The organism is Kutzneria sp. 744, from assembly GCF_000568255.1.
In the GTDB taxonomy this organism is placed as follows: Bacteria; Actinomycetota; Actinomycetes; order Mycobacteriales; family Pseudonocardiaceae; genus Kutzneria.
In genome coordinates, this window is the sequence record NZ_KK037166.1 from 5,972,089 (window position 1) to 5,991,488 (window position 19,400).

Here is a 19,400-nt window from a genome sequence, read left to right on the forward strand (position 1 = left end):
GGCGTCGGTGTCGACGGGACCGGCGGAGCCGATGCCGACGGCACTGGGCACAGCGCCGTCCAACACCTCGGTGACCAGGTCGGCGACGGCCTGCCAGGCCAACTCGGCGTCGTGCGCGGGAGTGGGCCGGACGGCCCGGCGCACCACGGAGCCCTGCGCGTCGACGAGCCCGGCGGCGATCTTGGTGCCGCCCACGTCGAGCGCCAGCACGTGGTCGGTCACAGGCCCACCTCGCTAGCGCTCGGCGGGTCTGCGACCCAGGTCCCTGCGCATATTGGTGCCCTCGCAAGCTCGGTCACCGGCCCACCTCGCTAGCGCTCGGCGGGTCTGCGACCCAGGTCCCTGCGCATATTGGTGCCCTCGCAAGCTCGGTCACAGGCCCACCTCGCTAGCGCTCGGCGCGTCTGTGACCCAGGTCCCTGCGCATATCGGTGCCCTCGCAAGCTCGGTCACCGGGATCCTCCCTCAGGCCTTGACTGCTCCCGCCATGCTAAAGCCGCCGCCGAGCCACCGGGACACCACCAGATACAGCCCCAGCACGGGCGCGGTGTACAGGATCGAATAGGCCGCCAGCTGCCCGTAGGCCACGAGCCCGTTCTGGCCGAAGAAGGAGAAGATGCCCACCGAGGCCGGCATCTTGTCCGGGTCGAGCAGCAGCACGAACGGCACGAAGAAGTTGCCCCAGGCCGTGATGAACGTGAAGATCCCGACCACGGCCACGCCCGGGGCCATCAGCGGCAGCACGATCGAGCGCAGCGCCTGCAACGACGAGGCGCCGTCGACCCAGGCCGCCTCCTCCAGGCTGATCGGGATGCCGTCCATGAAGTTCTTGCACATCCAGATGGCCATCGGCAGCGCGGTGGCGGCCAGGAACACCGTGGTCCCCCACAGCGAGTCGACCAGGGACAGCCGGACGAACAGGCCGTACACCGGCACCATGATCGCCGTCACCGGCAGGCCGGTGGTGAACAGGATCGTGTACAGGAACGGCCGCCGGAACCGCAGCTGGAAGCGGGACAGCGGATACGCCGCCAGCACCGCCACCACCACGGCGATGATCGCCGTGCCGGAGCTGATCAACAGGCCGTTGACCAGCGGCCGGCCGCCGACCTCCCAGTTGAGGATCTGGCCGAAGTTGCCCAGGGTGGCCTCCCCCGGCACCTTCGCGGCCAGGCCGCCGTGCGTGTCGAAGGACGCCGTCACCAGCCACAGCAGCGGCGCCACGAACAGCACCGCGACGACCAGCAGAACCAGGTTGACCACCAAGCGGGGGCCGCGCATTCAGACCTCCGCCTTGAGGCTGCGGATGTAGACCAGGGAGAACACCGCGCCGAGCACCAGCAGCACCAGGGCGATCGCGGTGCCGTAGCCGATCTGCCCGAACTTGAAGGCCTGCTCGTACATCAGCAGCGGCAACGTCCGGGTCTTGTTGTCGGGCCCGCCCGCGGTCAGCACGTAGATCAGCCCGAAGACGCCCAGCGTCTGCAGCGTGATCAGCATCAGGTTGGTGACCACGGTCCGGCGGATCACCGGCAGCACCACGTGCCAGAACCGCCGCAGCGGCCCGGCCCCGTCCACCTGCGCCGCCTCGACCAGATCGCTGGGCACCTCGCTCAGCGCCGCCTGGTAGACGAGCATGGAGAACGCGGTGCCGCGCCAGATGTTGGCCAGCACCACGGCCAGCATCGGCGCGGTGTAGAGCCAGTTCTGGCCCATTCCGAACCAGCCGAGCACTTCGTTGAGCGTACCCTGGGCGTTGAGGAAGGCGTAGATGGCAAACGCCGCAACGACTTCCGGCAGCACCCAGGCCGCGACCACCACCGTGCCGACGATGCCCCGCAGCAGCTTTCCGCGCTGCTGAAGGAAAACCGCCAGCAGGATGCCGAGCCCGTTCTGCCCGACCACGGCCGACAGCAGCACGAAGACCACCGTCAGCCACAGCGACGAGGCGACGTCGGAACTGGTGAACGCCGTGGTGAAGTTGTCGATGCCGACGAACTTGGGCCGCCGGGCCGAGATCCCGCTCAGCGCGGAGTTGGTGAAGGCCGCGTAGAAGCACCACAGGATCGGGCCGGCGACGAACAGTCCCAACAGGACGATCGACGGGGCGAGCGGCGGCAGCCACACCCCGAGCCGGGGAGAGCGCCTCAACCGGTCTTCACCTTGTCCGCGCCGACCGCCTTGGACACGTCCTGCGCGAACTGCTGGGCCGCCTTGGCCGGCTCGCCGCCGTTGACCACGGAGTCGCCGGCCACGTCCATGGCGTTGGACACCTGCGGGTACTCGGGCAGCGTCGGCCGGTACCGGGTGAACGACACCAGGCTGCTCCAGAACGGCTCGGTCGGGTCCTTCTGCGCCAGCCGTGAATCGGCCTTCACGTCCTCGCGCACCGGCAGCCACGAGCAGGCCACGTCGATGGCCGCCGAGTTCTCCTTGTTCAGCGCGGTCTGGATGAACTTGACGGAGGCGTCGGCGTTGCCGGTGCTCGCGCCGACCGCCAGCGTCCAGCCGCCGGACAGCGTCACGTTGCCGGGGGCCTGGCCGTTCTGGGTGGGGAACTTGGTGGTGCCCAGGGTCTTGGACCAGTCCGCCCACGGCGCGACGCCGCCGGGCTCCCAGTACCGGGCGTACCAGCCGCCGTCCATCATGAAGCCGATCTTGCCCTGGGACATCAGCAGCGGCATCTGGGTCTGCGCCCACTGCGTGTCCTCGGCCTGCGCGGCCGTCTGGGCCAGGTTCTCCTTCATCACCGTCTGCACGTAGCCGAGCGCGTCCTCGAAGCCCTTGCTGGGCGCGACCCACTTGCCGGCCTTCTCGTCGTACAGGTCCTTGGTCGGCGTGCCGTAGAGCAGCATCTCCAGCGACTGCATGGACATCGCCTCGGCCGCGGGCTTGCCCAGCGGCATGTACATGGGCTCGACGTCCGGCTGCGTCTGCTTGATCTTGCGGGCCGCGTCCAGCACGTCGTTCCAGGTCCTGGGCTGCCAGTCGGTCGGCAGGCCCGCCTTGGCGAAGACGTCCTTGTTGAACCACAGGCCGCGGGAGTCGGTGCCCATCGGCACCGCGTAGGTCTTGCCGTCCACCGCCCGGCCGGCCTGCTTGGTGGTGGGGATGAACTGGCTGTTCCAGTCCGGCCACTTGTTCAGGTAGTCGTCGATCGGCAGCAGGTAGCCGGCGGCGGCGTCCGCGTTGACGTTGAAGCTGTCCTCGAACAGCACGTCCGGCGCGGTCGACGGGGACCGCTGCATCAGCTGGACCTTGGCCAGGTAGTCGCTGTCCAGACTGGACACCGGGGTCAGCTGGGCGGTGATGCCGGGATTGGCCGCCTCGAACTCCTTCTTCACCGACTTCATGAAGGTGTCCATCTGCGGGAAGTCGCTGTAGTTCCGGTAGACGATCTTGATCGTCTTGGCGTCGCCGCTCGCGGCGTCCCCGCCGCCGCAGGCGGCCAGCGGCAGGGTCAGCGCGGCGACGGCCAGGCCGGCGGCGATGGTGCGTGCCCGCATGGGCGTCTCCCCTTGGTCGACTGCGATGTGGACCACGACAGGGGGCGACCGTAAATCCGGTGCTCGAACAAAGTCAACGCACTGTCGCCAGTTAGGCGCTGTTCGTGACAAGAACGGACATGATCACGGGTTGTCACCGGTCGGGTTGAGCACCCGGGCCAGGAACGTCCGCGTCCGCTCCTGCGTCGGCGCCCCGATGACCTGGGCCGGCGGGCCCTGCTCGACGACAACGCCGCCGTCCATGAACAGCACCTTGTCCGCCACCTCGCGGGCGAACTGCATCTCGTGCGTCACGACGAGCATGGTCATGCCCTCGCCGGCCAGCGTGCGCATCACGCCCAGCACGTCCCCGACCAGCTCCGGGTCCAGCGCCGAGGTCGGCTCGTCGAACAGCATCACCTGCGGGTCCATGGACAGCGCCCGGGCGATGGCCGCCCGCTGCTGCTGGCCGCCGGACAGCTGCGAGGGCAGCGACCGCTCGCGGCCGGCCAGGCCCACCTTCTCCAGGTTCTGCCCGGCGATCCGCTCAGCCTCGTCCCGGTTGCGCCCCAACACCTTGCGCTGCGCGATGGTCAGGTTGTCCAGGACGTTGAGGTGGTTGAACAGGTTGAAGCTCTGGAACACCATGCCCAGCCGGCGCCGGGCCCGGTCGATGTCCACGTCCGGGTCGGTCAGCTCGGTGCCGTCGACCACGACCCGGCCGGAGTCGGGCTGCTCCAACAGGTTCACGCAGCGCAGCAGCGTCGACTTGCCCGAGCCGGACGGCCCGATGATGCAGACGACGTCACCGCGCTCGACGGTCAGGTCGATGCCCTTGAGCACCTGGAGCGAGCCGAAAGACTTGTGCAGCCCGGAAATCTCAATGACACTCATGACAACACCTCAAGGCCCTGCTTCGACTCGCCGCTGGTCCGCCGCTCCAGGTAGCGCGACAGATAGGACAGCGGAATGGTGATGATCAGGTAGCACAGGCCGGCCACGATCAGCGGCGTCATCGACTGCACGGTGTTCATGGCGTCCCGGCCGAACTTGGTCAGCTCGTACTCGGATCCGGTCAGGCCGAGCAGGTAGATCAGCGAGGAGTCCTTGGCCAGCAGGATCAACTCGTTGGTCAGCGGCGGCAGCACGATCCGGAAGGCCTGCGGGATGATGATCGACACCATGGCCCGGAGCTGGGACATGCCCAGCGAGCGCGCCGCCTCCATCTGTCCCTTGGGCACGGCCTGGATGCCGGCGCGGATCGTCTCCGCCATGTACGCGGCGCCGACCAGACCCAACGCCACCACCACCGTGCTCAGGGTGGTGAACCGGATGTGGAACGCGATCGGCACGCCGAAGCCGAAGGCCAGGAACACCAGAAGGGCCGGCACACCACGGAAGAACTCGATGTAGACGGTGGCGATCCAGCGGTAGGGCGGCACCGAGGACAGTCGCATCAGCGCCAGGATCAGGCCCAGCACCAGGCCGAACACGAAGCCCAGCACCGTGTACTTGACGGTGTTGACCAGCGCGGTGCTCAACACGTCCGGGAACAGCTGCCGGGCGGCGTCCAGGTCGAAGAAGCCGCGCTGGATGTCACGCCAGTTGGCGGCGAAGGCCACCACCAGGACGACGACCACCAGCACGCCGTACTGCGTGCCGCGGATCGCCGTCCGGCGCTGCCGACGGGTCAGCGCCACCGATTCAGCCCTTGCTCGTGGTGGTCGGCGTGGCCGAGGTCGAGTCGCCCGGCTGCCACGACGGCCGCTTGCCGAACCACTTCTGGTAGGCCTTGGCGTAGCTGCCGTCCGCGGCCGAGGCCTTGATGGCGTCGTTGAGCACCTTCAACAGCGCCGCGTTGCCCTTCTTCACGCCGAAGCCGTACTGCTCGTTGGTGTTGAACTCGGCGCTGACCTGCGTGTCCGGGTTCTTCTTGGCGTAGTCGTAGAGAATGCCGTTGTCGTTGATGGACGCGTCGACCTGGCCGGTCTTGACCGCCGTCTCCAGCAGCGCCGAGTCCTCGAAGGCCACCGCGGTGATCACGCCGCCGTTCTTGGCGTTCCAGCCCTTGATGTAGGCCTCGCCGGTGGTGTCCGACTGCACGCCGACCTTCTTGCCGGCCAGCGACTCCAGCGTCTTGAAGTCGTTGCCGGTCTTGGTCAGCAGCGCCTGGGTGGCCTGGAAGTACGGGATGGTGAAGTCGAAGTTCTGGGCCCGCGTGTCGTTGATGGTGATCGCGCCGGCCACCACGTCGCACTGGTTGGAGTTGAGGTCGGCGCCGGACTTGATGCCGTCGAACGGCGTGTCCACGATCTGCTGCGGCACGTTGAGCTTCTTGGCCGCGAAGTCGACCACGTCCACGTCGAAACCGACCACCTGGTCGCCGTCCTTGTACTGGAACGGCACGTACGGCAGGTGGGCGCAAGTGAGCAGCTTGCCCGACTGGACCAGCTGCACGCCGTCGGCGCCGGGGGCGGACGTGGACGTCGACTCGACGCACCCGCCGGCGACCAGCGCAACGGCGACCGCCGGGATCACGGTCAACACTTTGAGGCGGCCCACGGCGTTCTCCCTCGTCCGGGTACTGGTTGATCGGCAATCCTGCCACCGGACGGGCCCGCTGCCTATTTGAGCGGACAGCCGACCAGCATCCGGAATACGGTTCCGGGCATGAGGGGACTTGCCATACTCGCCGCCGCCGGCCTGGTGCTGGGCGGCGCGACCACCGCGCAGGCGGCGCCGGCCGCCGTCGCGCACGAGCAGTTCACGTTCCAGTTCGGCGACTTCGCCGGGGGCGGCCAGCTGGACTACCCGACCAATGTCGGGCACGCGCCGGTCGTGGTGCTGATCCCGGGCTCCGGGCCGGAGAACCGGGACGCCGACATCCAGGGCAAGTCGACGATCTTCGCCGACCTGTCGGCCGCGCTGACCGCCCGCGGCTTCGCCGTGATGCGCTACGACAAGCGGTACGTCAACCCGGACGGCACGGCCGACTACGCCAGCTTCTACACCAAGCTGGACCTGCCCAAGATGCTCGACGACGCCGGCACCGTGCTGGCCGCCGCCGAGGCCGACGAGCACGTCGACAAGCACAAGGTGTTCCTGTACGGCTGGAGCGAGGGCAGCACCGTCGCCGCCGCGCTGGCCGTGAAGCACCCCGAGCTGGCCGGCGTGGTGTTCCAGGGCCCGGTGACGCAGGACTGGCGGAGCCTGTTCACCGACCAGGCCACCCGCGTCGTCCAGCCCTACCTGCGGACGTTCGGCACGGCGCTGGCGCCGGACGACCTGAAACGGGCCAACACCGGTGGCGGCGGCCTGGTGGCCACGGAGTACATCAGCCTCATCGCGCCCAAGGCGTACCAGGGTGACTTCACCGTCGACCCGAACGTCGACACCAATGGCAACGGCAAGCTGGACGTGGACACCGAGTTCCCGCCCGGCCTGCAGAAGGCGTTCGACGTGCAGTTCGCGCCCGGCGGCTTCTTCAACATCTACGCCCCGGACCGGGCCCTGCCGTCGGTGCTGGACCAGGCCAAGGCCCTGCGCAAGTTCCCGACGCTGATCCTGCAGGGCGGCCGCGACGCCAACGTGCCGCCGACGGGAGCGTTCAGGCTGAACGCCGCCCTGCACGGCTCGTTGCGCTTCTATCCGACGCTGGGGCACTCGCTGGGCCGGACGCCGTCGATGTTCGCCGACGACTTCCAGCCCATCGACCAGCAGCCGCTGACCGACCTGGCCTGCTGGCTGTCAGAGCACCTTCGCCAGAAATGACCTGGTCCGCTCGTGTTGCGGGGCGGCGATCACTTCCCGGGGCGAGCCCTGCTCGACCACCACACCGCCGTCCATGAACACGAGCGAGTCGCCGACCTCGCGCGCGAAGCCCATCTCGTGCGTGACCACGACCATGGTCATGCCGTCGGCGGCGAGCTGGCGCATCACCGCCAGCACGTCGCCGACGAGCTCCGGGTCCAGCGCCGAGGTCGGCTCGTCGAACAGCATCAGCTTGGGCCGCATGGCCAGCGCACGGGCGATCGCCACCCGCTGCTGCTGGCCGCCCGAGAGCTGGCTCGGGTAGGAGCCGGTCTTGTCGGCCAGCCCCACCTGCGTCAGCAGCCGCATGGCGTGGTCGCGGGCCTCCGCCCTGGACTCCCGCTTGACCTGGACCGGCGCCTCCATCACGTTCTCCACCGCCGTCATGTGGGGAAACAGGTTGAAGCGCTGGAAGACCATGCCGATCTCCTGCCGCTTGCGGGCCACCTCCCGGTCGCGCAGCTCGTAGAGCTTGTCGCCCTTCTGGGTGTAGCCGACCAGCTCGCCGTCGACCCACAGCCGGCCCGCGTTGATCTTCTCCAGGTGGTTGACGCAGCGCAGCAGCGTGGACTTGCCCGAGCCGGACGGCCCGATCACGCACATCACCTCGCCCGGACGGACCTCCAGATCGATGCCCTTGAGCACCTCGGTCCGCCCGAAGCTCTTGTGCACCCCCTCGGCCTTGACCATCAGCTCGGTCATCGGGTCGCCACCCCTCGGGCGAAGTGCTTCTCGATCCGGCCCTGGACCACCGTCAGGATCGAGGTCAGCAGCAGGTACCAGATCGCCGCCACGATGAGCAGCGGGATGGTCTGGAAGTTGCGGGAGTAGATCTGCTGCACGGCCGTCATCAGCTCGAAGTAGGCGATCACGATCACCAGCGAGGTCGTCTTCAGCATGGAGATCGTCTCGTTGCCGGTGGGCGGGATGATCACCCGCATGGCCTGCGGCAGCACGATCCGGCGAAGGATCTTGGCCCGGCTCATGCCCAGCGCCTCGGCCGCCTCGGTCTGCCCGTGGTCCACCGACAGGATGCCGCCGCGCACGATCTCCGCCATGTAGGCCGCCTCGTTCAGGCCGAGACCCAGCAGGGCCGCGGTGAACGGCGCGATCAGCGAGTTGGTGTCCACCGACAGGAACGTCGGCCCGAACGGGATGCCCAGGCCCAGCCGCGGATACAGCGCCGCCAGGAAGAACCAGAACAGCAGCTGGGTGATCACCGGCGTGCCGCGGAACAGCCAGATGTAGGCCGCGGCCGTCCAGGACAGCAGCGGATTGGCCGACAGCCGCATCACCGCCAGCAGGATGCCGCCCACGATGCCGATGGCCATCGACAGCACGGTCAGGATCAGGGTGTTCTTCAGCCCGTTGAGGACGTTGGACGCGGTCAGGTACTTGCCGACGACGTCCCAGTGGAAGTTCTCGTTGGTGACCAGGCTGTGCGCCAGCATCGCGGCCAGCACGAGAATCACCGCGCCGGCCAGCCACCGTCCCGGGTGGCGGACCGGCACGGCCTTGATCGGGTTCGACACCGTCCTGGCCTCAGCCGGAGGTCTGCGGGTTCAGTTCGGACTTGGTGACCGCGCCCGCGCCGACGCCCCACTTGTCCAGGATCTTCTTGTACGTGCCGTCGTCGATCAGGGCCTGCACCGCGCCCTGCACGGCCTTGGCCAGGTCGCCCTTGTTCTTGGCCACGCCGATGCCGTACGGGGCGTTGGCGTAGGAGTTGCCGACCTTCTCCAGCTGGCCGGTCTGCTTGATCGCGTAGTCCACCACCGGCGAGTCGGCCAGCATGGCCTCCGCGCGCTTGGAGGTCAGCGCCAGCGTCACGTCGGTCTGGGCCTGGAACTCGGAGACGGTGATGGCCAGCTTGCCGTCGCCCGTGCACTTGGCCGAGCGGGCGGCCAGGTCGTCGGCCTGGGTGGTGCCCTTCTGCGCCGACACGGTGTGCCCGCACAGGGTGTCCAGGGTCAGGCCGCCCGGATTGCCCTTGAGCACGGCCATCGAGGTGCCGGCCGTGAAGTAGCTGACCATGTCCACGGTCTGCAGGCGCTCGGTGTTCACGCTGAAGGAGGACATCGCCAGCTCGAACTTGCCGGCCGAGAGGCCGGCCAGGATGCCGTCGAAGCTGGCGGTCTGGAAGTCGGCGCTCAGGCCCAGCTCCTTGGCGACCGCGTCGCCGAGGTCGATGTCCATGCCGACGTTCTTGTTGTTCTCGTCCACGAACTCGCTGGGCGCGTACGTGGTGTCGGTGCCGATGGTCAGTTTGCCGTCCTTGGCCACGTCCGCCGGCACCATCGCGGCCAGCGCCGCGTTCTTGCCCGGGCCGCTGTCGGCCGTCGTCGAGGAGCCGGCGCTGCCGCTGTCACCGCTGCCGTTGCCGGTGGCGCCACACCCGGCGGCGATCAGCAGAACGATGGGCAGGGCCAGCACGGCTCTTCCTGCGGGTCTGAACAAGGCGGCCTCCGCTCACTGTCGGTTTTGCCGCATCCTGTCACCCGATCGTGTCAGTTGATAGGCCCCCAATGGTTACGTTTTGTCACGACCATGTCCGCCAAGTGGCGGAAAAGTCACCGACGGTAGCTGGGTAGGGCAAGATCGCAGCGGCCATACTGCTGGGGTGTCCACGGCAGTGCTCGAGCAGCCCGGAGCGGACGAACTGCGGTTCGACGTCCCGCTGTACACGCAGGTCGACGCCTCACGGGCGTTGGCCATGCGGGCGAGCACATTTTCCAGTTGGGCTCGTGGTTATCAGCGTCGCCGGGTGGAGCGACCGCCGGTTGTCGGCCGACCGCTGATCACCTCTGTGCCGCCTGCTCGGGCCGGCGACCCGTCCGTTCCCTTCGTCGGACTCGCGGAAGCGGCGTTCTTGGCGTCCCTACGGGCCGCCGGAGTTCCGCTGCAACGGATCCGGCCGGCGCTGGAACTCGTGCGGGATCGGCTCGGCGTCGAACACGCGCTGGCCTCCCAGCAGCTTTACACCGATGGTGCCGACCTGTTGTGGGAAGTGACGGACCGGGACGAGAACACACGGGCCGAGGCGAAGAAACTGGTGGTACTCCGCAACGGCCAGTACGTGTTTCGCAAGGTCGTGCAGGATCGGTTGCGGGGTATCCACTACGCGGCGGACGGGTTCGCCGATGTGCTGGTGCTTCCCGACTACGAGATCGCGAAGGTGATCGCCGACCCGAACATCAACTTCGGTCGGCCCAGTTTCGCCGGCAACGGCGTGCCGGTGGACGCGGTTGTCGGACAGGTTCACGCGGGCGACCCGATCGAGGACGTCGCTGCGGACTTCCGACTCAGCGTGGACGAAGTGACCGAAGCCGTGTTCAGGGCCGAGCGGGTCGGCTGAGAGCTCGGGCGAGGTCGATTTCTGTCGTGTCGAAGCTCTTCTGCGACCGCAGCATCAGCTGGCGCATCGCGACTGCTGTCCGTGAGCTCGGGTTCGAGGTGCAGACGCTGGCAGAGCGCTACGGGGAGCAGCAGGGACAGCTCGTCGCCGACGTGCGATGGATCGCCGAGGCGGCCCGGGACGGCTACGTGTTGCTCGGTGCGGACGGGCGCATTCGACGCAATCCGGCCGAGCGTCGGATGTTGTGCCTGTCCGCCGCGCGTTATCTCGTCTATCCCAATAACAACATCAGCACGGTCGAGAAGTTGGCGCGGATCCAGGATCACCGGGCGGCGATCGAAGCCGCCGCGGAGATCCCGGGCCCCTGGGTGCGTCATCTCACTGCACGGGAACTCACGCCTGTCGCGCTCGATCGTGATTCGGTGTAGCCAGCAGCCGGGCCACCAGGGCCGTCCAACCGGTCTGGTGAGTGGCGCCGAGGCCCTCGCCGGTGTCGCCGTCGAAGTACTCGCTGAAGGTGATGTGGGGTCGCCACAAGGGCGAATCCGTCGCCTCGACCCGCTTGCCGTCGCACGGCCTGCTGCCGTCCCCGGTGGGCAGGAAGATGCTCACCAGCCGGCGGGCCAGCTCGTCGGCGGCCTGACCCGCGGTGACCGCCTGGCCGGAGCCGGTCGGCAGGTCCACGTGGAACTGGCCGTCGTGGAAGTCGTCCACCTGGCGCAGTGCCTCCACGAGCAGGGCGTTGGTGGGGAACCAGATCGGCCCGCGCCAGTTGGAGTTGCCGCCGAACATCGGCGTCATCGACTCGCCCGGCTCGTAGCCGATCATGTGGGCCTGGCCGGCGAACTGCACGTCCAGCCCGTCCCGGTGGGCCGCCGACAGCGAGCGGATGCCGTGCGGGGACAGGAACTCCCCCTCGTCGAACATGCGGCCCAGCACCCGGCCCAGCTTCTTGGCGTCCAGCAGCGCCAGGTTGGCCCGGCGCTCGTCGCCGACCTGCTGCCAGGTGATGAACTGGGCGAACTCGGGCTGCTTGCGCAGCAGGTAGTCCAGCCGGCTGGTGAAACCGTGCAGCTCGGCGAACACCCACGGCTCCAGCACCGCCTGGGCCAGCACCGGCATCAGACCGACCATGGACCGCACGCGGACGTGCTCGGACTCGACGCTGCCGTCGGGCAGTTGCCGGGACACGATGTCGTAGCAGAAGCCGTCCTCGTCGTGCCACAGTCCACGGGTGCTGGACCCGAACTGGTTGAAGGCACGGGCGATGTAGAGGAAGTGCTCGACGAACTTCGTGGCCACGTCCTCGTAGGACTCGTCCTCACGGGCCAGCTCCAGCGCGATCTGCAACAGGTGCAGGCTGAACGCCGCCATCCAGGACGTGGCGTCCGACTGCTCCAGCCGCCAGTCGCCCAGCATCGGCGTGGACCGGTTGACCGGGCCGATGTTGTCCATGCCGAGGAAGCCGCCCTCGAACAGGTCGCTGCCGTCGGCGTCCTTGCGGTTGACCCACCACGAGAAGTTCAGCAGCAGCTTGTGGAACACCTTGGACAGGAACGTGCGGTCCGGCACGGCCTCCGCCCGATACACCTGCAACGCCGCCCACGCGTGCACCGGCGGGTTGGCGTCGCCGAAGTCCCACTCGTAGGCCGGCAGCTGGCCGTTGGGGTGCATCATCCACTCGCGGCACAGCAACAGCAGCTGCTCCTTGGCGAAGGCCGGGTCCACCAGCGCGAACGGCACCGCCTGGAAGGCCAGGTCCCAGGCCGCGAACCAGGGGTACTCCCACTCGTCCGGCATGGAGATCACGTCGGCCACGTCGAAGTGCCGCCAGTGCACGTTGCGGCCGCCGATGCCGCGGCGCAGGTCCGGGGCCGGCGGCTGGGCCGGGTCGCCGGCCAGCCAGTCCCGCACCTTGAAGCGGTAGTGCTGCTTGGTCCACATCAGACCGGCCAGCGACCGTCGCAGCACCTGCTTGCGCTCGTCGTCCAGCTCCGGGGCGATGCTGTCGTGGTACTCGTCTGCCTCGCGCTTACGGTCCTGCACCGCCGTGTGGAAGGTCGCGCCGAACGGGTCGACGTGGCCGTTGCCGGCGATCAGTCGCAACCGGATGATCACCGTCTCGCCGGGGGCCACCGAGTCGAAGCGGTACCAGGCCGCTGCCTTCGTGCCCGGGCGCGACGCGCTGCCGTCGTGGATCACCTGGCACGTGCCGCTCTCGCCCCGCACCACGTGGGCGTCGATGCCGCACTTCGTGTACCGGGTCTCGTTGTTGGCGCTGCCGAACAGCTCCACGTCGTTCGTCTCGTTGTCCGTCACCAGCAGCGTCGGCGCGCCGTCCAGGTGCAGCGTGTACCGGCCCAGCGACGAGTGCTCCGCCACCACCGCGCACCTGCCGTGTACCCGGATCGCCTCCAGCGCCGGCCTCCTGGCATCCCTGCCCCACGCCCAGGTGTTGCGGAACCACAACTGCGGCAACAGATGCAGCGGCGCCGCGTCCGGCCCCTGGTTCGTCGCCGAGATCTCCACGCAGATGTCGTGCGGGCCCGCCTTGGCGTACGTCGTCACCACATCGAAGAACCGGTCCTCCGCCAGCACCCCCGTGTCCGCCAGCTCCGGCTCCCGCCCCTGCCTCCCCGCCGCCTTGGCCATCTCCCGCAGCTGTTGGTACGGGTACTCCGCCTGCGGGTACCGGTAGAGCACGCTCATCCAGGAGTGCGTGGGCGTGCCGTCCTGGATCCACCAGTGCTCCTTGACGTCCTCCCCGTGGTTGCCCTCCTCGTTGGCCAGGCCGAACCACCGTTCCTTGAGGATCGGGTCCTTGCCGTTCCACAGCGCCAGCGCCAGGTTCAGGAAGCCGTGCCGATCGCAGATGCCCGAGATGCCGTCCTCGCCCCACCGGTAGGCGCGCGAGCGGGCGTGGTCGAACGGAAAGAACGACCAGGCGTCCCCACTGGCCGAGTAGTCCTCGCGAACCGTGCCCCACTGCCGCCCGGACAGGTAGGGACCCCAGTGCCGCCACGGGCTGTCCATCTCGTCCGCCTCGGCCAGCCGCGCCCACTCGATCTGCTCGCTCACCCCTCCAGTGTGGGGCACGCCGACTGGCCTTCGGCGGGTTGTCCTCCCGCCCTTGCCCCAGCTCCCGCCCACAAGCAGCGCCGCCGCACGAATATCCCCTCCCACATGCGGGATCACGCACGCAGGCGCTTCGTCAAGTCGGCCCGTGAGATAGGTGGGTCGGGCGGCTCGGAGATCAGGGCCCAGCGCCGCTCGATCCGGTCCTTGTACGCCAGATACAGCGCGACTGCGTCGGAACCGGCGACCCGATGGATGGCTTCGCGTTGCCCCTCGAAGTAGTCGACCCTGTCCTGGATCATGAGATTTCCGCTGGACCGGCAGAACATCGTGCCGCCGCCGTCGGCGAGCGCGCCGATCTCCGCCGATCGGTATCGGATCCGTTTGTCCTGGGTGAGTAACGACCAACCCAGCCGCAGGCCATGCGAAATCCAGTCCGGGTCGGACACGTCCTGGCCATCGTTGGGATAGATCTCGCTGACCATGTGGACCCGCCAACCCAGATTGAGTAGCCGCAGGCCGGTGGTACGGCCGAGGCAGCGGTCCAGGAAGAACTCAGGCTGCGAGTCGGCAGATTGCTTCGACTGCATCACGGGTGAGGCCGTACTCCTCGGCGACGACTTCGAGCGGTTCGCCGGCCCGCCACAGCGCCACGACGGTGTCCACGGAAACCTTGGTGCTGGCAAGCACCGGCGCTCCCCAGCCGAATCGGGGGTCGATGATCACCGGCGCGACGTCCGGGTACTGCCGCAGGCGCAACGTGGCCGGGAAATCGTCGGTGACGTCCCACGAGATGTAGCGCAGATAGCCGTCGATGATCTCGCGTGCCGGTATCTGGCCGTCGTGAGCGCGTGCGAGTTCGTCATTCGCGTACTGCACAAAAATATCAACGCCGTCCGTGGCTATCCGCTTGGTCGCCAATCCGTACGGAGTCTCGAACTCGTGACGCACCGACGCGGCGGCCTTGCGAATCGTTTCCTTGGTCAGTCCGAGCTCACGCAGCGACCGGAGCACGTACGCCTCGACGACGGCGACGAACGGCACTGACGGCCAGCCGTGACGCTGCGGTTCGATGCGGTGCACCAGCGGTGTGCCCGCAGCGTCCTCAGCCAACCAGGAGTACATCGTCGACTCGGGAATCTGCAGGTAGCGAGCCGTCTCCTTGGGGGTGAGCAGTGGATCGTTGAACTTGTCGACCACAGGTGCTCCCCTCCTCTCCTGTCCGGCACGGCTAGATGCTGCGAGCGTGACCCGGTATCGACGGATGCTGCCGGCGTGGCCGCCGTCCGACACTGAGGCCGGACGGCGGCCAGTAGCCCGGAGGTCAGTGTTGGGCGTGGGCGTCGAGCACCTTGGCGATGGCCACGGTGATCTTCTTGGCGTAGTCGATGTGCAGCGACTCGTCCGGCACGTGGGCGTTGCTGCCCCGGGCCGAGCGCGCCGGTGGCGAGGAACTGGGCGTCCGGGTAGATGCCGTTGAGCAACCCCATGAACGGGATGGAACCGCCGACGCCGAGGGTGCGCCACGGGCCGCCGAAGACCTCCTGGCCGGCGCTGTCCAGCGCGGCACGCAGCCACGGCGCGAGCTCGGGGGCGTTCCAGCCGTCAGCGTGCTCAGTCCGGGTGAGCTCCACGTGGGCGCCGTAGGGCACGTCGGCGGTGAGCGCCTTGGTGACGGCCTCCAGGGCGGCGGCCGAGTCGGCGGTGGGCGGCAGCCGGAAGCTGAGGACGAGGGTGGTGAAGGGCCGCAGCACGTTGCCGGCGTCGGCGGGCAGGGGCAGCCCGTCGGCGCCGATGATCGACAGGGTGGGGCCCCAGGTGTTGTTGAGGACCTGCTCGACCTCGTCGCCGGTGACCGGCGCGACGCCGTCGGCGAAGGGGATGCCGGCGCGGGCGAAGCCGGGGGCGGTGGCGACGCTCTCCCGGATCTCGTCCTGCCGCCCGGCGGGCACGTCCACGTGCATCTCGGCGATCTTGATGTGGCCGGTGGCGGAGTCCTCGATGCGGTCGAGCAGCTGCCGCATCACCCGGAACGAGCTGGGCACGATGCCGCTGACCATGCCGGAGTGCTGCCCGGAGTTCAGCACCTTGACGGTGACGGTCACCTGGACCATGCCCCGCAGCGTGGTGGTCAGCCACATGCGCTCGTAGTCGGCGGAGCCGGAGTCGAGGCACACCACCAGCGACACCCGGCCCAGACGGTCGGCGAGGTGCCGGACGTACGGCTCCAGGTCGGGGCTGCCGGACTCCTCGCAGGCCTCCAGCATGATCACGCAGCGGCCGTGCGCGCCGCCGTTGGCCCGCAGGGCCTCGATGGCGGCGATCGCGGCGTAGCCGGCATAACCGTCATCGGCGGCGCCCCGCCCGTACAACCGGCCGTCCCGGATCACGGGCGTCCACGCGTCGAGGCCGTCGGCCCAGCCGCCGACGGGCGGCTGCTTGTCCAGGTGTCCGTAGAGCAGGGCGGTGCCGGCGTCCTCGTGGCCGGGCGTGGCGGGGATGTCGACCAGCAGCAGCGGGGTGCGCCCGGGCAGCTGGACGATCTCGAGCTCGGCGCCGGGCAGACCGCGGTCGGCGATCCAGGCCCTGACGTGCGCGACACCCGCGGCGAGGTGGCCGTTGGCGGCCCAGTCCGGGTCGAACGCGGGCGACACGGCGGGGATCGCGACGAACTCGGACAGGCTGGGCAGGACGGAGTCGTCCCACAGTGCGGTGACGGTGTTGAACAGTGCTGTTGGCTCCACCCGGCCGATACTAGGAGGCGGAACGGCCGAGCGGTTCGGAGTGGCGGCGGCCGGTGCTCGGCGCGTGCGGCATGACCCGCACCTCGTAGGTCTCGCACTCGTGGCAGCCCGAGCACACGCACTTGCGGCGCTCCAGCGTGGCCGAGTCGGTCTGCGTCACCGCGATCGTGGTGAAGCTGTGCTCGCCCAGCGTGCAGCCGCACTCGGTGACGGCCGAGATGAGCGTGGTCGGGAAGTCGCGCTTCTGGAACGGGTACTCACTGCCGTCGATGCGGCGCGTGAGTTTGGTGATGATCGGCATTGGCGGGCCCTTCGGCAGGTCTGGCTGCGTGGGTTGCACCCCTCGCACTCGCCGGCTGCCTCCCCAGGTCCCGACGAATCCCCCAAGATCACTATAGCGAACCCCGCTGGACACGGTGTGCGACGAGTACTGGGCCGGTGTCGCCGGGTACTGCGGCAGCCGTGCCGGTTAGCCTGGGTGAGTCAGGTGTTTCCGCAGTTCACAGTGGTGTAGGTGGTCACGCTTGGTTGACTTTGGTGTGGTGACGCTCACCGGTTCGAGTGAGCCCGTGTCAGGATGGAAGGGAGTTCCGTCAGTGTCGACGGACCACCGTTTCACCCCACCGGGTCGGCGGTGGCCGGCGACGAAGCCGGATCCGGTCCGCCACAAGCGGCCGGTCGGCGTCGTAGACGAGGAGAAGGCGCAATGTCGTCCCCAGAACGATGGACGCAACCGCAGCCGTCGGGAGCCCCAGCCGCCACCGCGGCCCGGCCAACGGCGGAGCAGGTGATCGCGGGTTTGCGGGCCACCAGCGAAGGCGGCCCGGAGCTGGTCCAGTTGCTCACCCCGGAGGGTGAACGGGTCGACCACCCGGACTTCCACATCGACATCACGCCCGAGGAGCTGCGCGGCCTGTACCGGGACATGGTCCTGGTCCGCCGGGCCGACCGTGAGGCGAACGCGCTGCAGCGCCAGGGTCAGCTGGGCCTGTGGGTGCCGCTGCTGGGCCAGGAGGCCGCGCAGATCGGCGCCGGCCGTGCCCTGCGGCCGACCGACATGGCTTTCCCCAGCTATCGCGAGCACGGCGTCGCCTGGTGCCGGGGCATCCACCCCAAGGACATCGTGGGCATGTTCCGCGGCGTCGACCACGGCGCGTGGGACCCTGTGGAGACGCGTTTCCACCCCTACACGATCGTCATCGGCAACCAGTGCCTGAACGCGGCCGGCTACGCCATGGGCCAGCGTTTCGACGGCAAGGTCGGCGACGACAACGGGGAGGCCACCATGGTCTTCTTCGGTGACGGCGCGACCAGCCAGGGTGATGTGCACGAGGCCTTCGTGTGGGCCTCGGTCTACGACGCGCCGCTGGTGTTCTTCTGCCAGAACAACCAGTGGGCCATCTCCGAGCCGACCGAGCGCCAGAGCCGGCTCCCGCTGTACCAGCGGGCCCGCGGCTACGGCTTCCCCGGCATCCGGGTGGACGGCAACGACGTGCTGGCCACGCTGGCCGTCGCCCGCTGGGCCATGGACGAGTGCCGGCACGGCAATGGCCCGGTGCTGATCGAGGCCTTCACCTACCGCATGGACTCGCACACCACCTCGGACGACGCCAGCCGCTACCGGCTGTCCACCGAGCTGGAGGAGTGGAAGCTCAAGGACCCGATCGAACGGGTCAAGGTGCACCTGAGCCGCAACGGCTTCGCCGACCACGACTTCTTCGATGCCGTCCAGGCCGAGGCCGACGAGTTGGCGGCGGTGCTGCGCGAGCACTGCGTCAACTTGCCGGAGCCCCCGCCGGGCCGGATGTTCGACAACGTCTACGCCGAGTCCAGCGCGACCCTTGAGGCGCAGCGGGACGAGTACGAGAACTACCTCGCCGGGTTCGCCGGAGGTGAGCACTGATGGCCGCGCCGACCATGGACCGCTCGACCGACAAGCAGTCGGCCGCGCCGCAGACGATCACCATGATCAAGGGCCTCAACCAGGCCCTGCGCACCGAGATGGAGCGCGACCCCAAGGTCATCGTCATGGGCGAGGACGTGGGCAAGCTCGGCGGCGTCTTCCGCGTCACCGACGGACTGCAGAAGGACTTCGGCGAGCAGCGCGTGCTGGACACGCCGCTGTCCGAGTCCGGCATCATCGGCACCGCGATCGGCCTGGCCATCCGCGGCTACCGGCCGATCTGCGAGATCCAGTTCGACGGCTTCATCTTCCCGGGCTTCGACCAGATCGTCAGCCAGCTGGCCAAGCTGCACTACCGGACCCAGGGCCGGATCAAGCTGCCGATCGTCGTGCGGGTGCCCTTCGGCGGCGGCATCGGCGCCGTGGAGCACCACTCCGAGTCGCCGGAGTCGTACTTCGCCCACACCGCGGGCCTGAAGGTGGTGGCCTGCTCCAACCCGGTCGACGCGTACTGGATGCTGCGCCAGGCCATCGAGTGCGACGACCCGGTGCTGTTCTTCGAGCCCAAGCGCCGCTACCACGAGAAGGCCGAACTCGACCTGTCCGTGGCCCCGCAGCCGCTGTTCACCTCGCGGGTGCTGCGCAAGGGTTCGACGGCGACCATCGCCACCTACGGTCCGATGGTCCGCACCAGCATGGACGCGGCGACCGCCGGCACGGAGGACGGCCTCGACCTCGAGGTCATCGACCTGCGCTCGCTGTCCCCGCTCGACCTCGGCCCGGTCTACGAGTCGGTGCGGCGCACCGGCCGGCTGATCGTGGTCAGCGAGGCCCCGAGCGAGGCGTCCATCACCGGCGAGATCGCGGCCAAGGTCCAGCAGGAGTGCTTCTACTCGCTGGAGGCGCCCGTGCTGCGGGTGACCGGCTTCGACACCCCGTACCCGCCGGCCAAGTTGGAGGAGAACTTCCTGCCCGACCTGGACCGGGTGCTGGCCGCCGTCGACCGCTCGCTCGCCTGGTAAGGGGGA

The 19,400-nt window shown here is 68.7% G+C and carries 19 protein-coding genes and 2 pseudogenes; 5 read left to right on the forward strand and 16 right to left on the reverse strand.

Features of this window, described 5'->3' with window-relative positions; all coding sequences use genetic code 11:
• From KUTG_RS27000 to KUTG_RS27030, 7 genes are all read right to left on the reverse strand, one after another.
• Positions 1-222: ROK family protein (locus KUTG_RS27000; RefSeq protein ID WP_043720658.1), on the reverse strand; the 222-nt coding region annotated here is incomplete at its 3' end.
• A gap of 243 nt (positions 223-465) precedes the next feature.
• Positions 466-1,281 (reverse strand): carbohydrate ABC transporter permease, encoded by an 816-nt coding sequence (locus KUTG_RS27005; RefSeq protein ID WP_043720660.1) that lies wholly within the window; start codon positions 1,279-1,281, stop codon positions 466-468.
• Positions 1,282-2,151, reverse strand: coding sequence for a carbohydrate ABC transporter permease (locus KUTG_RS27010; RefSeq protein ID WP_043720662.1), 870 nt, complete (start codon positions 2,149-2,151; stop codon positions 1,282-1,284).
• Positions 2,148-3,506, reverse strand: a complete 1,359-nt coding sequence (locus tag KUTG_RS27015) for an extracellular solute-binding protein (RefSeq protein WP_052395463.1) — start codon at positions 3,504-3,506, stop codon at positions 2,148-2,150. Before KUTG_RS27015 ends, KUTG_RS27010 begins: the two co-directional genes overlap by 4 nt.
• A gap of 123 nt (positions 3,507-3,629) precedes the next feature.
• Positions 3,630-4,379: an amino acid ABC transporter ATP-binding protein gene (locus KUTG_RS27020; RefSeq protein WP_043720665.1), complete on the reverse strand. Its 750-nt coding sequence runs from the start codon at positions 4,377-4,379 to the stop codon at positions 3,630-3,632.
• Positions 4,376-5,185, reverse strand: coding sequence for an amino acid ABC transporter permease (locus KUTG_RS27025; protein WP_043720668.1), 810 nt, complete (start codon positions 5,183-5,185; stop codon positions 4,376-4,378). The genes KUTG_RS27020 and KUTG_RS27025 overlap by 4 nt, the downstream gene beginning before the upstream one ends.
• 4 nt (positions 5,186-5,189) lie before the next feature.
• On the reverse strand, positions 5,190-6,047 hold the full coding sequence (locus KUTG_RS27030; RefSeq protein WP_043720671.1) for a transporter substrate-binding domain-containing protein: 858 nt from the start codon (positions 6,045-6,047) through the stop codon (positions 5,190-5,192).
• 108 nt (positions 6,048-6,155) lie between these two features.
• On the opposite strand from KUTG_RS27030, the gene KUTG_RS53930 reads away from it, so the two are divergent.
• Positions 6,156-7,256: an alpha/beta hydrolase family protein gene (locus tag KUTG_RS53930; RefSeq protein WP_052395464.1), complete on the forward strand. Its 1,101-nt coding sequence runs from the start codon at positions 6,156-6,158 to the stop codon at positions 7,254-7,256.
• Here the strand turns inward: KUTG_RS53930 and KUTG_RS27040 are convergent.
• From KUTG_RS27040 to KUTG_RS27050, 3 genes are read right to left on the reverse strand one after another with little or no spacing between them, the layout of a single operon-like run.
• Positions 7,233-7,997, reverse strand: a complete 765-nt coding sequence (locus KUTG_RS27040) for an amino acid ABC transporter ATP-binding protein (protein WP_043720673.1) — start codon at positions 7,995-7,997, stop codon at positions 7,233-7,235. The two genes, KUTG_RS53930 and KUTG_RS27040, sit on opposite strands and share 24 nt — an antisense overlap.
• The gene (locus tag KUTG_RS27045; RefSeq protein WP_052395465.1) at positions 7,994-8,827 is read right to left on the reverse strand and encodes an amino acid ABC transporter permease; all 834 of its coding nucleotides are present in this window, start codon (positions 8,825-8,827) and stop codon (positions 7,994-7,996) included. Before KUTG_RS27045 ends, KUTG_RS27040 begins: the two co-directional genes overlap by 4 nt.
• 10 nt (positions 8,828-8,837) lie before the next feature.
• Entirely contained in the window at positions 8,838-9,752 is a 915-nt protein-coding gene (locus tag KUTG_RS27050; protein ID WP_232240968.1) for an ABC transporter substrate-binding protein, read from the reverse strand.
• A gap of 163 nt (positions 9,753-9,915) precedes the next feature.
• Here KUTG_RS27050 and KUTG_RS27055 point away from each other — a divergent pair, with 163 nt between their 5' ends.
• Positions 9,916-10,650: a DUF433 domain-containing protein gene (locus KUTG_RS27055; protein WP_157494790.1), complete on the forward strand. Its 735-nt coding sequence runs from the start codon at positions 9,916-9,918 to the stop codon at positions 10,648-10,650.
• Between the two features lie 26 nt (positions 10,651-10,676).
• Positions 10,677-11,078 (forward strand): PIN-like domain-containing protein, encoded by a 402-nt coding sequence (locus KUTG_RS53935; RefSeq protein WP_052395467.1) that lies wholly within the window; start codon positions 10,677-10,679, stop codon positions 11,076-11,078.
• Here the strand turns inward: KUTG_RS53935 and KUTG_RS27065 are convergent.
• The 6 genes and pseudogenes from KUTG_RS27065 to KUTG_RS27085 all read right to left on the reverse strand — a co-directional run bounded on the left by KUTG_RS27065 (position 11,044) and on the right by KUTG_RS27085 (position 16,770).
• Positions 11,044-13,728, reverse strand: coding sequence for an MGH1-like glycoside hydrolase domain-containing protein (locus KUTG_RS27065; RefSeq protein WP_232240969.1), 2,685 nt, complete (start codon positions 13,726-13,728; stop codon positions 11,044-11,046). The two genes, KUTG_RS53935 and KUTG_RS27065, sit on opposite strands and share 35 nt — an antisense overlap.
• A gap of 113 nt (positions 13,729-13,841) precedes the next feature.
• Positions 13,842-14,315, reverse strand: a complete 474-nt coding sequence (locus tag KUTG_RS27070) for a PIN-like domain-containing protein (RefSeq protein ID WP_052395469.1) — start codon at positions 14,313-14,315, stop codon at positions 13,842-13,844.
• Positions 14,281-14,739 (reverse strand): DUF433 domain-containing protein, encoded by a 459-nt coding sequence (locus KUTG_RS27075; RefSeq protein ID WP_232241490.1) that lies wholly within the window; start codon positions 14,737-14,739, stop codon positions 14,281-14,283. Before KUTG_RS27075 ends, KUTG_RS27070 begins: the two co-directional genes overlap by 35 nt.
• A gap of 6 nt (positions 14,740-14,745) precedes the next feature.
• Positions 14,746-14,850: pseudogene (locus KUTG_RS66425) on the reverse strand (DUF433 domain-containing protein); the annotation flags it as partial.
• 199 nt (positions 14,851-15,049) lie between these two features.
• Positions 15,050-16,478, reverse strand: a pseudogene (locus KUTG_RS27080) (M20/M25/M40 family metallo-hydrolase).
• A 1-nt stretch (position 16,479) separates the two neighbouring features.
• Positions 16,480-16,770, reverse strand: a complete 291-nt coding sequence (locus KUTG_RS27085; RefSeq protein WP_043720680.1) for a hypothetical protein — start codon at positions 16,768-16,770, stop codon at positions 16,480-16,482.
• Between the two features lie 405 nt (positions 16,771-17,175).
• Between KUTG_RS27085 and pdhA the strand changes: the two genes are divergently transcribed.
• Together pdhA and KUTG_RS27095 are read left to right on the forward strand one after the other, a co-directional pair.
• Positions 17,176-18,372 carry a pyruvate dehydrogenase (acetyl-transferring) E1 component subunit alpha gene (pdhA, locus tag KUTG_RS27090; RefSeq protein WP_052395470.1) on the forward strand — a complete coding sequence of 399 codons (1,197 nt, stop codon included), beginning with the start codon at positions 17,176-17,178 and terminating at the stop codon, positions 18,370-18,372.
• The gene (locus KUTG_RS27095) at positions 18,372-19,394 is read left to right on the forward strand and encodes an alpha-ketoacid dehydrogenase subunit beta (protein ID WP_043720685.1); all 1,023 of its coding nucleotides are present in this window, start codon (positions 18,372-18,374) and stop codon (positions 19,392-19,394) included. Before pdhA ends, KUTG_RS27095 begins: the two co-directional genes overlap by 1 nt.
• The last annotated feature ends 6 nt before the right edge of the window (positions 19,395-19,400 follow it).